Origin of the sequence: Erwinia sp. 9145 (assembly GCF_000745075.1) — a bacterium.
Lineage (GTDB): Bacteria > Pseudomonadota > Gammaproteobacteria > Enterobacterales > Enterobacteriaceae > Erwinia > Erwinia oleae.
In genome coordinates, this window is the sequence record NZ_JQNE01000001.1 from 2,149,833 (window position 1) to 2,163,530 (window position 13,698).

13 protein-coding genes and 1 pseudogene are annotated in these 13,698 nt (G+C 51.5%); 3 read left to right on the forward strand and 11 right to left on the reverse strand.

The window, feature by feature from the left end; translation table 11 throughout:
- Positions 1–34: 34 nt before the first annotated feature.
- The 11 genes from FA91_RS10445 to FA91_RS10495 all read right to left on the reverse strand — a co-directional run bounded on the left by FA91_RS10445 (position 35) and on the right by FA91_RS10495 (position 11,957).
- Positions 35–1,696 (reverse strand): methyl-accepting chemotaxis protein, encoded by a 1,662-nt coding sequence (locus FA91_RS10445; protein ID WP_034915480.1) that lies wholly within the window; start codon positions 1,694–1,696, stop codon positions 35–37.
- Positions 1,697–1,879: 183 nt separating this feature from the next.
- Positions 1,880–2,377 (reverse strand): chemotaxis protein CheW, encoded by a 498-nt coding sequence (gene cheW / locus FA91_RS10450; RefSeq protein ID WP_034915483.1) that lies wholly within the window; start codon positions 2,375–2,377, stop codon positions 1,880–1,882.
- A gap of 24 nt (positions 2,378–2,401) precedes the next feature.
- Entirely contained in the window at positions 2,402–4,381 is a 1,980-nt protein-coding gene (gene cheA, locus FA91_RS10455; protein WP_197060524.1) for a chemotaxis protein CheA, read from the reverse strand.
- Between the two features lie 10 nt (positions 4,382–4,391).
- Positions 4,392–5,432 carry a flagellar motor protein MotB gene (gene motB, locus FA91_RS10460; RefSeq protein WP_034915487.1) on the reverse strand — a complete coding sequence of 347 codons (1,041 nt, stop codon included), beginning with the start codon at positions 5,430–5,432 and terminating at the stop codon, positions 4,392–4,394.
- On the reverse strand, positions 5,429–6,316 hold the full coding sequence (gene motA / locus FA91_RS10465; protein ID WP_034915488.1) for a flagellar motor stator protein MotA: 888 nt from the start codon (positions 6,314–6,316) through the stop codon (positions 5,429–5,431). Before motA ends, motB begins: the two co-directional genes overlap by 4 nt.
- 131 nt (positions 6,317–6,447) lie before the next feature.
- Positions 6,448–7,026: a flagellar transcriptional regulator FlhC gene (gene flhC, locus FA91_RS10470; protein WP_034915491.1), complete on the reverse strand. Its 579-nt coding sequence runs from the start codon at positions 7,024–7,026 to the stop codon at positions 6,448–6,450.
- Positions 7,026–7,379, reverse strand: coding sequence for a flagellar transcriptional regulator FlhD (gene flhD, locus FA91_RS10475; RefSeq protein ID WP_034915493.1), 354 nt, complete (start codon positions 7,377–7,379; stop codon positions 7,026–7,028). The genes flhC and flhD overlap by 1 nt, the downstream gene beginning before the upstream one ends.
- Before the next feature lie 937 nt (positions 7,380–8,316).
- Positions 8,317–9,729: an alpha,alpha-trehalose-phosphate synthase gene (gene otsA, locus FA91_RS10480; protein WP_034915496.1), complete on the reverse strand. Its 1,413-nt coding sequence runs from the start codon at positions 9,727–9,729 to the stop codon at positions 8,317–8,319.
- On the reverse strand, positions 9,704–10,507 hold the full coding sequence (gene otsB, locus FA91_RS10485; protein ID WP_034919205.1) for a trehalose-phosphatase: 804 nt from the start codon (positions 10,505–10,507) through the stop codon (positions 9,704–9,706). The genes otsA and otsB overlap by 26 nt, the downstream gene beginning before the upstream one ends.
- Before the next feature lie 436 nt (positions 10,508–10,943).
- Positions 10,944–11,246 carry a hypothetical protein gene (locus tag FA91_RS10490; protein WP_034915499.1) on the reverse strand — a complete coding sequence of 101 codons (303 nt, stop codon included), beginning with the start codon at positions 11,244–11,246 and terminating at the stop codon, positions 10,944–10,946.
- A gap of 318 nt (positions 11,247–11,564) precedes the next feature.
- Positions 11,565–11,957, reverse strand: coding sequence for a hypothetical protein (locus tag FA91_RS10495; RefSeq protein ID WP_034915501.1), 393 nt, complete (start codon positions 11,955–11,957; stop codon positions 11,565–11,567).
- A 611-nt stretch (positions 11,958–12,568) separates the two neighbouring features.
- Here FA91_RS10495 and FA91_RS10500 point away from each other — a divergent pair.
- The 3 genes and pseudogenes from FA91_RS10500 to FA91_RS10510 all read left to right on the forward strand — a co-directional run.
- Entirely contained in the window at positions 12,569–12,823 is a 255-nt protein-coding gene (locus tag FA91_RS10500; RefSeq protein ID WP_034915503.1) for a hypothetical protein, read from the forward strand.
- Positions 12,824–13,021: 198 nt separating this feature from the next.
- Positions 13,022–13,441: a translesion error-prone DNA polymerase V autoproteolytic subunit gene (gene umuD / locus FA91_RS10505; protein WP_034915505.1), complete on the forward strand. Its 420-nt coding sequence runs from the start codon at positions 13,022–13,024 to the stop codon at positions 13,439–13,441.
- Positions 13,442–13,443: 2 nt separating this feature from the next.
- Positions 13,444–13,665, forward strand: a pseudogene (locus tag FA91_RS10510) (DNA polymerase V subunit UmuC); the annotation flags it as partial.
- Positions 13,666–13,698: the final 33 nt, after the last annotated feature.

The following is a 13,698-nucleotide window of genomic DNA, read 5'->3' on the forward strand; positions in this document are numbered from 1 at the left end:
GTCGCGGAGGCGCCTGCCTCCGCGAATGAAGAGATCAGAACGTTTCCCAGTTGCCTTCGGCGACCGCCGGTGCGGCGACTCTGCCAGGGCTGAGCAACGCTTTCGCCGGGACAGGTCGCGCGGCGCTCAGGCTCTGCTCTTTACGCAGGCGGAACACCGCAACCGCCTGGGTCAGACGGCTGGCCTGATCCTCCAGCGCCGCCGCCGCCGTGGCGGACTCTTCCACCAGCGAGGCGTTCTGCTGCGTCACGCGATCCATCTCGGTTACGGCCGTGCCAACCTGGTCGATACCGCGGCTCTGCTCATCGGAGGCAGAGGCAATTTCACCCATAATATCGGTCACGCGGGTCACGGCGTTGACGATATCATGCATGGTGTCGCCTGCCGTCCCAACCAATACGGTGCCGCTGTCAACGCGATTAACCGAGTCTTCAATCAGGCTCTTAATCTCTTTCGCTGCCTGCGCGCTGCGCTGGGCAAGGTTACGTACCTCGCCGGCAACCACGGCAAAGCCGCGTCCCTGTTCACCGGCACGTGCGGCTTCCACCGCCGCATTAAGCGCCAGAATATTTGTCTGAAAGGCAATGCCGTCAATAACGCTGGTAATGTCGGCTATTTTCTTCGAACTACCGGCAATATCGCTCATGGTTTTCACTACGTTGTCGACCACTTTACCCCCTTTAACGGCGGTTTCCGATGCGCTCAGCGCCAGTTGAGAAGCCTGACGGGCGTTTTCGGCGTTCTGTTTCACGGTCGCGGTAAGCTGCTCCATGCTCGCAGCCGTTTCCTCCAGCGAGGCGGCCTGCTCTTCAGTGCGTGCGGAAAGATCGTTGTTGCCCGCCGCAATTTCGCTCGCGCCGGTATAAATGGCGTCGGAACCATCGCGCACGTCGCTGACGGTGCGGATTAGCGCCTGCTGCATCTCTTTCAGGCTTGAGGCCAGGCTCGCCATTTCGTTACGCCCGACAACCTGAATCGTGTGGGTTAAATCCCCCGCCGCAATCTGGCTGATGTGCGCAATGTTCTGCTGGAGGGGCTTAATCAGTATTGAGCGCAGACCTGTCCAGCACAGGCCGATCAGCGCAATGACCAGCACCATTACCGCCGAAATCACCCACAGCATTTTGGTATAGGCGCGCTGGTTATCGGAGACGCCCTGCACGGTCAGCACATTTTGCGCGTTGCGCCAGTTGGTGTAGGCCGTCTGCATCTCACTCTGTTTCTGATCGATGTTCAGCTTAAACATCTCATCAAGCTGATTATTGTCCATCAGGGTCAGCATGGTGCCGAGCGCTTTGGCATAGACAGCGTAGCTCTGTTCCAGACTGTCGACGGTGACGCCAGACAGCCCCGGCGTATCGGGCAGCTTTTGGTAAATGTCATACGATTTTTGCGCGCTGGCCAGCAGGTCACGGGTTTGCTGGCTGATGACGGTGAGCGAAGCGCTGCTGCCGTTATTCAACGCCGTATTCTGCATACGCAGCATGCCGCGGTTCAGCGCGATACGCGCCTGGTTAAGCGCGATCCAACTGTCGGTAAGGGAAGAGATGTTTTCATTGGAGGTCTGCGCAACGGAAAAGCTGTTTTTATCGCTGTTCAGCGCATGAATGAACAGACCGCCGGCGATGAGCTGTAGCGCACCGAAGACCAGCAGAACCAGCAGCAGGCTGGTGACGACTTTTATATTTTTAAACATAGAACACCCTGGAGTTTAACGTTAAAGTAACATCAGGGTTATCGGCGCAGTAAAACCAAACTTTATGCTGCCACACTGGCAATAAATGGTGCAAAAAGTTTCTTAATTAAATAAATTGCGGGGTTTTATTTCAAGCTGTAACAGGCCGACCTTTATCGGCCTGTTATTGTGTTGCGGGGTAAATCAGGCGCTGCGCAGGGTGTCCATCAGGGCCATCTCTTCGCTGCTCAGCAGCTTCTCGATATCCACCAGGATCAACATCCGCTCGCCGAGCGCGCCGAGGCCGGTCAGGTATTCGGTGGACATGGTAACCGCAAATTCAGGCGAAGGACGGATCTGATCCTGCGTCAGCGACAGCACGTCAGACACGCCGTCCACCACGATGCCCACCACGCGGTGCTCAAGATTCAGCACGATCACCACGGTGTTTTCGTTGTAGTCCACATCCGGCTGCGCGAACTTGAGGCGCAGATCGATAATCGGCACGATCACGCCGCGCAGGTTAGTCACCCCTTTAATAAAATGCGGCGTGTTGGCGATACGCGTGACCTGATCGTAACCGCGGATCTCCTGTACTTTCAGAATATCAATACCGTACTCTTCGTCACCCAGCGTAAATACCAGGAACTCCTGACCGACGGTTTCGCCAGCGAGTTTAGTGACAGTTGCCATTCCAGTCATAGTTTTATCCTTAATCGGTTAAGGTCAGGCTGCGGCTCCCGCCACACGCTTTTCACGGTTGAGGGATTGCAGGGCCGATACATCAACAATCAGCGCCACGCTGCCATCGCCAAGGATGGTGGCCGCAGAAATGCCCGGCACTTTGCGATAGTTACTTTCAAGGTTTTTGACCACCACCTGGTGCTGGCCGATCAGCTGGTCTACCAGCAAGGCGTAGCGCTTGCCTGCGCTTTGCAGGATCACCACGATGCCCTGCGTCGCTTCTGTTTTCGCATCCTGTACATCGAAGATGTTCCACAGTTCAACCAGCGGCAGATATTCGCCACGCACTTCCAGCACGCGTTCGCCCCCCGCCAGCGGATGCAAATCGTTCGCCAGCGGCTGCAATGATTCCATCACCGCGTTGAGCGGCAGAATAAAGACTTCGTTTGCCACGCGTACAGACATGCCGTCGAGGATCGCCAGCGTCAGCGGCAGCAGGATGCGGATTGTGGTGCCCCGGCCCTGTTTCGACGCGATTTCAACGTGACCGCCCATCTCCTGGATGTTACGTTTCACCACGTCCATGCCTACGCCGCGCCCGGAGACATCGGTCACCTGCTCGGCGGTGGAGAAGCCCGGCGCGAAAATCAGCATGCCGACCTCTTCGTCGCTCATTGATTCGCTGACCGGCAGCCCGGAAGAGAGCGCCTTAGCCAGAATGCGTTCACGGTTCAGGCCTGCGCCGTCGTCGCGGACTTCAATACAGATGCTGCCGCCCTGATGTTCCGCCGAAAGCGTCAGGTTGCCGACAGGATTTTTACCCACTTCAGCGCGCTTATCCGGCGTTTCAATACCATGGTCGAGGCTGTTGCGCACCAGGTGCGTTAACGGATCGATAATACGTTCAATCAGGCTCTTATCGAGTTCTGTTGAGCTGCCTTCCAGCGTCAGTTCCACTTCCTTGCCGAGCTTGCTGGCCAGATCGCGCACCAGGCGCGGGAAGCGGCTGAAGACATACTCCATCGGCATCATGCGGATGGACATCACCGATTCCTGAAGATCGCGCGCGTTTCGCTCAAGTATGCCCATACTGTTCAGCAGGTCGCCGTGCGCGACAGGGTCGAGTTCGCCCGAACGCTGCGCCAGCATCGACTGCGTGATCACCAGCTCGCCCACCAGGTTGATCAGCTGATCGACCTTCTCTACCGCAACACGAATACTGGTGGATTCGCTGACTTTTGGCGCCGCAGGCTTCTTCGCGCTTTCACGCTTCGCTGCCGGCGTGATATCGGTCACCGTCGCCAGCGCAGGCGCTTCCTCTGTGACTTCCGCCACCTCAGCGACCTCTTCTGGCGCTGCCGGTGCGGCGGCGCTGATGAATTTAATCTGTGACTCTTCGATGACAAAACAGAGTACGGCGACAATATCATCCTGCCCGACCGAAGAGTCGAGCGTGACCTCCACGCTGCTTTCGCCTTTGACCACGTCGGAAAGCGTGCCAAGGTTGCCCAACTCTTCCAGCATCAGCGGAATTTCGCCGGGTTTTAAATCAACCAGTGCAAGACGCAGTCCGCTTGCAGCGGGGGCCGCCGTTGGTGCGGTTTCAGCGACGTTTGGCGCGTTGACCACCTCGCCTTTGGCCTCCAGCGCCAGCTGACGCAGCGCCTGGCAGATGTAAGCGAACGTCTCGGCGTTCGGTTCCGTGGCGGTTTTATACGCATCCAGCTGTTCTTGCATAATATCTTTGGTTTCCAAAAACAGGTTGATGATATCGGTGCTGAGCTGCATTTCGCCGCGCCGTGCACCATCGAGTATGTTTTCCAGAATGTGCGTGGTTTCCTGCAATACGGTAAACCCGAAGGTTCCCGCCCCCCCTTTGATCGAGTGGGCCGCACGGAAAATGGCGTTAAGCTGTTCCGAATCCGGATCCTGTGGGTCTAACCCCAACAGGTGTTGTTCCATATCGGCCAACAGCTCATCAGCCTCATCGAAAAACGTCTGGTAAAAATCGCTGATATCCATGCTCACGGTATCACCTCTGCTGTGAGTCGCGATCGGTCTGGGCCGCTGGCGCCGGCGCTGCCGGGGCCGAAGCCGCCGGTGTTGCGCCGTTTGCCGCAGGCTCAGCCTGTGGGGGTTGAGGGTTTGGATTGGCCGCTGACGGCATCGCCGGCGCAGCTATCTGTTTTAAATTCATGGTGCTGCTGTCACTAATTTGTACGGCATCGCTTTCAGAGTTCTCCTTCTCAATCTGCATTTCCGTATCATGGTTCAGTACCAGCAGACTGATTCTGCGGTTTACGGCATCATCCGCACCGCGGTTTTTTAATCTCATGGTGTCGGCCATGCCTACCACGCGCAGCATTTTGCCCGCGGCCAGGCCGCCGGCGATCAGCTCGCGGCGCGAGGCGTTAGCCCTGTCTGCTGACAGTTCCCAGTTGCTGTAGCCGCGATCGCCCGACGCGTACTGAAAATCATCGGTATGGCCCGCAAGGCTCATTTTATTGGGAATATCGTTAAGGATCGGCGCAATAGCCCGCAAAATATCGCGCATATAAGGTTCTACCTCCGCACTGCCGGTTTTAAACATCGGCCGGTTTTCGCTGTCGATAATCTGAATACGCAGCCCCTCTTCCACCATATTGATAATCAGGTGGGGACGTAGCGCCTTCAGTCGCGGGTCCGCTTCAATCAGTTGATCAAGCTTTTCGCGCAGGCGGTTGAGGCGAATCTCCTCCAGCTTGCGCTTCTGTGCATCCAGATCGATATCAGGTTGCTTCATTACTTCCCCCGTCTTTTTCGTCGGGTCATCGCCGCCGCCAGGGATAGGGCTGTCGCTGTCGCTGCTGCGGGCGCCGCCGGTCAGCGCGACCTTGAGCGGTGTTTTAAAGTAATCGGCAATTTGTACCAATTGCTGAGGGTTCGAGATCGAAATGAGCCACATCACCATAAAAAAAGCCATCATGGCGGTCATAAAGTCAGCGTAAGCAATCTTCCATGAGCCGTGTCCGCCCTCATGTCTTTTATGCTTTTTGCGCTTAACCAGCACAATGGGGTGATTGTTATGCTTCATGCGTCCTGATCCGATGTCTGTTTCGCTGGTGATTTCGCGTTACGTACGTGCTCCTCCAGCTCGGTGAACGACGGCCTGTCGGTGGAATAGAGCGTCTTGCGACCAAACTCCACCGCGATCTGCGGCGCGTAGCCATTCAGGCTGGAAAGCAGCGTCACTTTGATGCACTGCATCATTTTGGTGGACTCTGCGCATTTCTGTCGCAGCACGCCTGCCAGCGGTGAAACAAAACCGTAGGCCAGCAGGATGCCTAAAAATGTTCCGACCATCGCATGAGCGATCAGCGCACCCAGCTCGGCCGCCGGCCTGTCTGCCGACGCCAGCGTGTGCACCACGCCCATTACCGCAGCAACAATGCCGAATGCGGGCAGCGAATCGCCGACGGTTTGAAACGCCGTGGCAGGCACTTCGCATTCGTGCTCATAGGTTTCGATTTCTTCGTCCATCAGCGCTTCTATTTCAAAAGCGTTCATATTGCCGCTGACCATCAGACGCAAATAGTCGGTAATGAAGTCCACTAATCTTTTATCGGCAAGGATGCGTGGGTAATTAGAAAAAATTTCGCTCTCCTGCGGATTATCAATATCTCTTTCCAGCGACAGCATGCCCTGCTGGCGCGACTTTGCCATCAGGCGATAAAGCAGCGCCATCAAATCCATATAGACGGCTTTATTATATTTTGAGCCGCGCATTAAAAGCGGTAGCGCTTTCATTGTGGCTTTAATCGCTTTCCCGTTATTTCCTACAATAAATGCGCCAATACCGGCCCCGCCGATAATTAATAATTCAGACGGTTGATAAAGTGCGCCAAGGTGGCCGCCTACCATCGCAAAGCCGCCTAACACTGACCCAAGTACCAGGATGTAGCCCAAAATAATTAACACAATCAATCCTTACGTCTGGTGACGTGTGGGTGAAAGATAAACCTGCGTTTTACATTTTCTTTATTCGCTACGGGCAAAAAAAAAGCAGCGGTATTAACCGCTGCTGGATTCATTCCACGTGGCGAACTTGATTAAACGGCTTGTTTAATAGGTTCATCCAGCAGTTGTGAAATGTTATCGGCAGATTCCACCGAAAGTTTACGTCTTTTTACCGCTCTTGATGGCGGCTGGCACAAGCTACACGCAAAGCTGCCAACCGGCTGATGTGCATGGTTGATAAAGCTTCCGCCGCAGCATTTGCAGTCGGACAGCTCCAGCATTCCGCTCTCAACGAACCGGACCAGGGTCCAGGCGCGGGTCAGCGCCAACAGCGGGCCCTCGTCCTGTTGCGGACACTGTTCCAGATAAAGACGATAGGCCTTAATGACAGCATCCACGCCTTTACTCAGGCCGCTTTTCAGCAAAAACTGCCAGGCGTTACAGAACATAGAGGCATGAATGTTCTGTTCCCATGTCATGAACCAGTCGGTTGAAAAAGGCAGCATACCTTTTGGCGGCGGGCTGCCGCGCAGTTCTTTATAAAGCTTAATTAAGCGCCCGCGGCTCAGTTGAGTTTCGCTTTCTAACATTTGCAGACGCGCGCCAAGCGTAATTAATTCCATCGCCAGCTGAATATCGCGCGCTTCCTGGACAATACTTTTTTCGCTCATCAGCTCGCTCTCTTCTTAGCTATTTCGTCAACCTTGCCGGATGCATTACGTAATAAGCGGCTTGATAACAGAATGCCGGTGTGGATTTGTTGTAAATCCTCAACGCGAGATTCCTGTGTTAAGCGAGTAATGGTTTTATGATCGTTAAAACGGAACTGGCAAACCAGCTGATTTGTTTCCGCCAGCTTAACCATTTCAGGCAGCGTCAATTGCGATAAGGCGTCAGCCATGGGCTCATCTATGCCAAGACGAAACATTGCTGATGCTTTTTCCTGGTTAATAAGACGCTGAGCAAGCAGTAAATATGACAGGTTAATATCATAAATGTGTTTGAGTAATTCTGATGTACCCATTTTTTATCCATCCCGACTAACACGACTTAAACGTTTGCGGATTGCGCCGCTACCTTGGTTGCTGCTCTGTAAATCTGAAGATGGCAAAAAATTTAGTGGCTAACGCCAAACGTTCACGAAGCTATCAACACCCCAGAGGTGCATCCAGAAAGTAGTCATTACTCATTTTGCCAGGTGCTGCTCCTGAAAACCGTGTTTCTTCCGTGACGTTTTCCGAATCGCTTTAAGAAAGTTTTAGGACAATTCCGAAAACAAGGCAACTCTAATCGCTCTTATTTCGACATACAACGAGAGCCAGACGCAATTTTAGATAAAGTGTGATCTACATCACACTTTTTCGGCATTTTCTTTAAAAAAACCCTTCAGACACGCTGTTGATTAGTTCACTAACTAATCAATCAGGCCCTTTTTTTGTTAAAATTTTACATTCATGACGCTTTACCCTCTAAAAAAGGTCTCTTATCGGGCAATTGATAGATAAAAAAACAAAAAAAAGACAAATATCAGCACATTTATCTGCAAAAATATCAAATATGCAGCATAACCCATCATACAATGCCCTGAAGGCAAGATGTTATGAACGTTACCATCTGTAATGGTATTGCAAGGTAACGATGATAAAAATGTGACATAACGCAGATTTTTTTCATGAAGTGAAAAGCTTTTGTAAGGACAGGCGGGGGAGTGTTTCGTGGAGAACAAAATTGCAACATGTACCCACATTAAAGATGTGAATGTTTTTATTGGTTTTTTGAATTTGACCGGTAATTATCGGCCCGACCGCGATTTTCTTCAGTCAAAAATGGTTTTTTGTGGTTTTTTTATTTTTTTTGGTCCTTTTTGATGGATTTATCATCATAAAGAGCAAATGAAATGATAAAAAAAAGGGCGATCCACGATCGCCCTTTGTCAGAGTTGGCCTGAATTTTGCTTAAAGTTACCGTGTCGCCATCTCATCGCTTGTCTGTTCAGCCCGCGGCGTGACGGCCAGCAGATCTTTCAGATAGCTCTCCCGCCAGTGCGTGATGTCGTTTTTACGCAGCACCGCCATTAAATCGTTGTAGCGAGACACGCGTTCGCTGTGCGGCATGGTCAGCGCTTTATCCAGCGCAGCAGCGACATCATCACGATCGTAAGGATTAACGATCAGCGCCGCGGTCATTTCGTTAGCGGCCCCGGCAAAGCGCGACAGGATCAGCACGCCAGGATCGTCAGGATTTTGCGCCGCGATATACTCTTTCGCTACCAGATTCATGCCATCCCGCAGTGGCGTTACCAGCCCGATATCAGTCAGGCGGAAAATTTTCATCAACAGCCGCCGGTCGAAGTGCTGGTTAAGGTAGTAGAGCGGCGTCCAGCCCAGCGTGCCATATTTGCCATTGATGCGCCCTGCTTCTGTTTCAAGCTGGTGGCGAATATCCTGGTAAGCCTGCACGTCGCCGCGTGAAGTCGGCGCAATCTGCGAGTAGCGAATTTTCCCGCGATGCTGCGGATAGTTTTCCAGTAACGCTTCATAGGCGAGAAAGCGTTCAGGCAGCCCCTTTGAGTAGTCCAGCCGTTCGCAGGCGATAATATTCTTCGCGTCGCCCAGATCCTTCTTCATGGCTGCCATTTTGGGCGGCAGCGGGCCTTCAGCCATCTCTTTGATGCTGTCTGGCTCAATACCGATGGGATAGACTTCAGTGGTGAAATGATGACCAAATGCGTAGTGTTTTTTGCCGTCACTTTCCACTTCCGTCAACAATGACAGGCACTCAATAAAGGCGGCGCGATCGCTTTCGGTCTGGAAGCCCAGCAGATCGTAATCGCACAGCATCTCCAGCAGCTCGTTGTGCGGCGGGAGCGCATTGAAAATTTCCGGCGTAGGGAAAGGAATATGCAGGAAGAAGCCGATGCGGTTCTGTACGCCCAGCTTGCGTAGCGCTGCGGCAAATGGCAGCAGATGATAGTCGTGGATCCACAAGACGTCGTCAGGCTTTAGCAGCGGTACAAGACGCTTTGCCAGTAGGGTGTTGACGTGACAGTAGCCATCCCAGGCTTCCCGCTGGAAGTTAACCAAATCCAGTCGATAGTGAAACGCTGGCCAGATAACGGCATTAGAAAATTGCAGATAATAGAGATCATAATCATTCTGATTCAGGCCAAAAGAGGCGTAGGTCACGTTGTCCTGTTCGAACAGGTTCATTTCCTCGTCATCTTCGCCTATTTCGTTGATTTCGCCGTTCCAGCCAAACCATAGCCCTCCCGTGGTCTTCAGCGCGTCCATAATGCCGACGGTGAGCCCGCCCGCGCTGGTTTTTGAACCATCCGGGACAGCGATGCGGTTAGATACGACTACTAAACGACTCATAACCTTGACTCCTTACCGACGATGTTTTGTCTTTATTTAGTTGTAATAGTATTTGTTCAAGCCAGTGATACACGGCGTTGACATCTGCCAGGCGCAGGCCCGCCAGCGTTTCGCCCTCACCCACTTTTACTGAGATACCCTCCATGGCATTGACCGCTTTAAACCCTGCTTCATCGGTCAAATCATCACCAATAAATACCGGAGTGCGTCCGGTAAACGGCGGCAGTTGCATAAATGCCGCAATCGCCGCGCCTTTATTAACGCCCTTTGGTTTCAGCTCCACCACGCATTTACCGGGTTGGAGCGTCAGTACAGGGAAGCGTTTTACCATCTCCTCGGCCAGCGCCAGCACCGCCTGCTGGTAGTGTTCAGCCTGACGGTAATGCAGCGCAAATGCCATACCCTTGCTCTCAAGGTGGGTGCCCGGCATCGCGGCAACCCCTTGTTCTAACAATACAATAAGTTCACGGGTAACCGTTTCGGGCAGGGAAATTTTTTCTGTTTTACCCGCCGGATCGCGTCGCTCAGCACCATGTACGCCCGCCAGCGGAACACGAAGCGGCGCGGCCAGCGCATCCAGCTCGTCCATCGGGCGCCCGGAAACCAGCGCCAGCGCGCCCTCGCTGATTGCAGCAAGACGTTGCAGATTTGTCACCACGCCCTCAGGGATAAACACCTCTTCCGGTCGTGGCTGGATGGCGGCAAGGGTGCCGTCAACGTCAAAAAAGAAAGCATAACGGCCATCCTGCGCAAGCGGGAATGCGGCGTTTTTTTGCATATTCACACTGTTCCTCCTGAATGTCGGGGCCGTGAAGACGCGTTAAACGCGGCGGCAAAGTGAAGATGAGCGACGTTCATCGCGTGCAGGGGAAGATTCAGGCTACCGCAACGGGATCGCGTAGAAGTGTTACCGCAGTTAAAGAGAAAGGATGATATGGGAAGAAAGCGCGTATCAGATTTCATTGTCTTGCGGATCGTTTCCTTCTCTCGTTTGGGCCTACGGTTTGTTTACGCTTCAGGCCCGTGCTGTTGCCACCCGCGTCAACGCATCAGCTCCAAGTATAGTCTGAAAACCCCTTTTTGCCAGGCGAGGCGGCGTTCCCGCGCCTGCCGTGAGGGAGAACAAGCATTGCCCGCACCTGGTGATAAAAACATAAGAAAAGGATGAAACAGGCGGAATTCATTCAGAAAAATCTGTAACAATGAACCTTTGATTATTTATTCACCGGTTCAAACAGAGGGCGCTTTGGCGATGTTACCCTGGCTTTCTGACGTTCAGCGAGTTTCTTTTCCTTTTCATCAAGGTAAGTATTAAGGCGGGTAAGCGGCGCGCGCTGCGAACAGACTACACGCGCGGCAGAGGATGGCAGCGTGCCTGCCGGTTTGGCAATAACCGCCGGGGCTGTTGGGTGCCGGACAGGCGCAGTCCTGCCCGGACAGTCCGTATGATGAGTGGCGCTGGCCGAGAATGCCAGGCAAACAGAGGCGGTGACAAATAGCACAATTCCTTTATGCATTTTTTTCCCTGAAATAAACAGTGCGGATAACATCTTTACCGTAGCGGGGTTCTGTGACCCGTCACGCCGGATTAAATATTAATATCCATATTTTTGCTACGAAGTTTTTTTGGGTCAGGAGTAAACAGGTAATAATGCTCAAAAAAAGTAAAAAATTATACATTTGTCTCCCCTGTTTCCAGTGAGTAGTGATGATAAATGACGCTAAATCTTTCTTTTCATATTCACAGCCATTTTTCCGGCAGCGCGTAAAAACCGATAAAAGAGGCAGCAAAAAAACAGGCTCTGGTCAGGTTGAACTCTACCTGATTGCGCGATCTAACTGTTTTTGTTTACGGTGAAATAGTACGGTCTGATCATGTCCGGTTTCAAAATATGCCCTTTCATTTCGAACGTTTCGATTCGCATAATAAAATCGTGCTCGACGCCGAGTGAAGCCAGGCGGAATTTTAATGCCTGCATAACCTGCCATAATCGTTGGCTGGAAGATTTTAAACCATGAAGATCCCATACATTATACAGTAACTCTTCACTGGTAATGATTTTCCCATTGGCATTCTGTAACAGATAAAGGAACAGCCTTAACATGGTTTCACGGAGAACATAGTAGCGCACCGCTCTTTTTTTTGCGTCAAAGCTAATCAGTTTCTTACATGAAATGTCCAACTGAACATTATTTCCTATATAATATCCAATGAGCACTTTTTCCATACACTTCCTCGTTAACCGGATAAATATGAATTCTCTCTCAATCGCTGATTTCGGCGAGGTGCTATAATATCTTCTGTTGCGAAAAAATGAATGAAATAAGCGCAGCGGTAAATCATCAAAAGAATATTCGCCTCAGTACTCAACAAACAACCTATCTGACTGTCTTTCCTGTTAACTTCTTGCTTGCGATAACACTTCAGCAACAACCCTTTCTTTTGTGAGAGAGAAACACGTACATAATGTCATAAAGATTTTATTCTTTATTTTAATTTCACACAAAACTTTCATCTGAAAGCCAGCGCGAATTCAGCCAGCTTACACTGGGGCTCCTCGTTTATAACGTCGCCACTGGCATTAAAACAACCTTAATCGTTTTATTAAAACATCATCGTGATAAATACCTTACGTTAAGCCATTAATCCGTTAAACCGCGGTCGGCCTGGCTTTGCCGATCAGGATGGTATGCCCTGTGTAAGCTATATACGATGCAAAGCGGACAGGAGGAGTGCATTTATACTGTTCGCTGTCAAAACAGATGACGTATTATTGCGTTTGTATTTCTGGTTAGTATTCTATTTTGATTAAAAAAATTAGCGGAATTGTGAATAATAATGGAAAAAGGCAGAGTGAAATCGGATTTATCGCCAGGAAGCGAGCGTCGCCGCCGCGCACAGATCATCCACATTTTAAGCAGCTATCTGCGTGTAGATAAATGTCATTATTATTTTATTAATAAACGAATTAATTTTGCGTCTTCCGACGATGCGACAGCCCCACAGGCGGGCCGGGTTTGCTCTTCTGATCGCTGCGTGTGCAGTGAAAAGCCTGTTTCCGCAGTGTCATTCTCTGGCATGCGTAAAAAATAGCTGCCGTCATGCGTTATGCAGGATAAGGGCATGGAACAGGCAACCCGGGCGCGTTTATAAGATAAAGCCACACGCCGCTTTTTAAATTTCCTTTTGCCTCAGGCAGTTTCAAGAAATTTCCATGAGATGGCTTGATCGTTCCCGCAACTTGCGGGTACTGTATATACATACAGCAACTCTTTTCAGGAATTCTCAACCATGAACCTCTCCCGCCCGGCAGTGATTTACGAAGCGTTATCGTTGCCCCTTTTCGTCGAGCGCGTTGCCTGTGGCTTTCCCAGTCCGGCTCAGGATTACGTTGAGGAGAGGCTGGATCTCAATAAGCTGGTCATTAAGCATCCCAGCGCGACCTATTTCGTTAAGGTCAGCGGCGACTCAATGAGCGGCGCTGGCATCGGCGATGGTGACCTGCTGGTGGTGGATCGTTCGCTTTCCGCCACGCATGGCGATATCGTCGTGGCGGCGGTCGCAGGAGAGTTTACCGTTAAAGAGCTATGCACCCGCCCTTTTCTGCAACTGATACCGCATAACGTTAATTATCAACCGATTTCATTTCACAACGAGGAAGAACTGGTTATTTTTGGCGTGGTCACCTTTACGTTAAAATCGAACAGATAATTATGTTTGCGCTGATTGACGTAAACAGTTTTTACACCTCCTGCGAAACGGTTTTTCGCCCTGATTTATGGGGAAAACCTGTTGTTGTCGTTTCCAACAATGATGGCTGCATTATTTCGCGCTCCGCAGAAGCCAAAGCCCTGGGCATTCCCATGGCCGCGCCCTATTTTAAAATTAAAGAGCAGCTACGGCGCCAGCAGGTTCAGGTTTTTAGCTCCAATTACACGCTTTAGTAAGTTAAGTGGAATGCAACATCT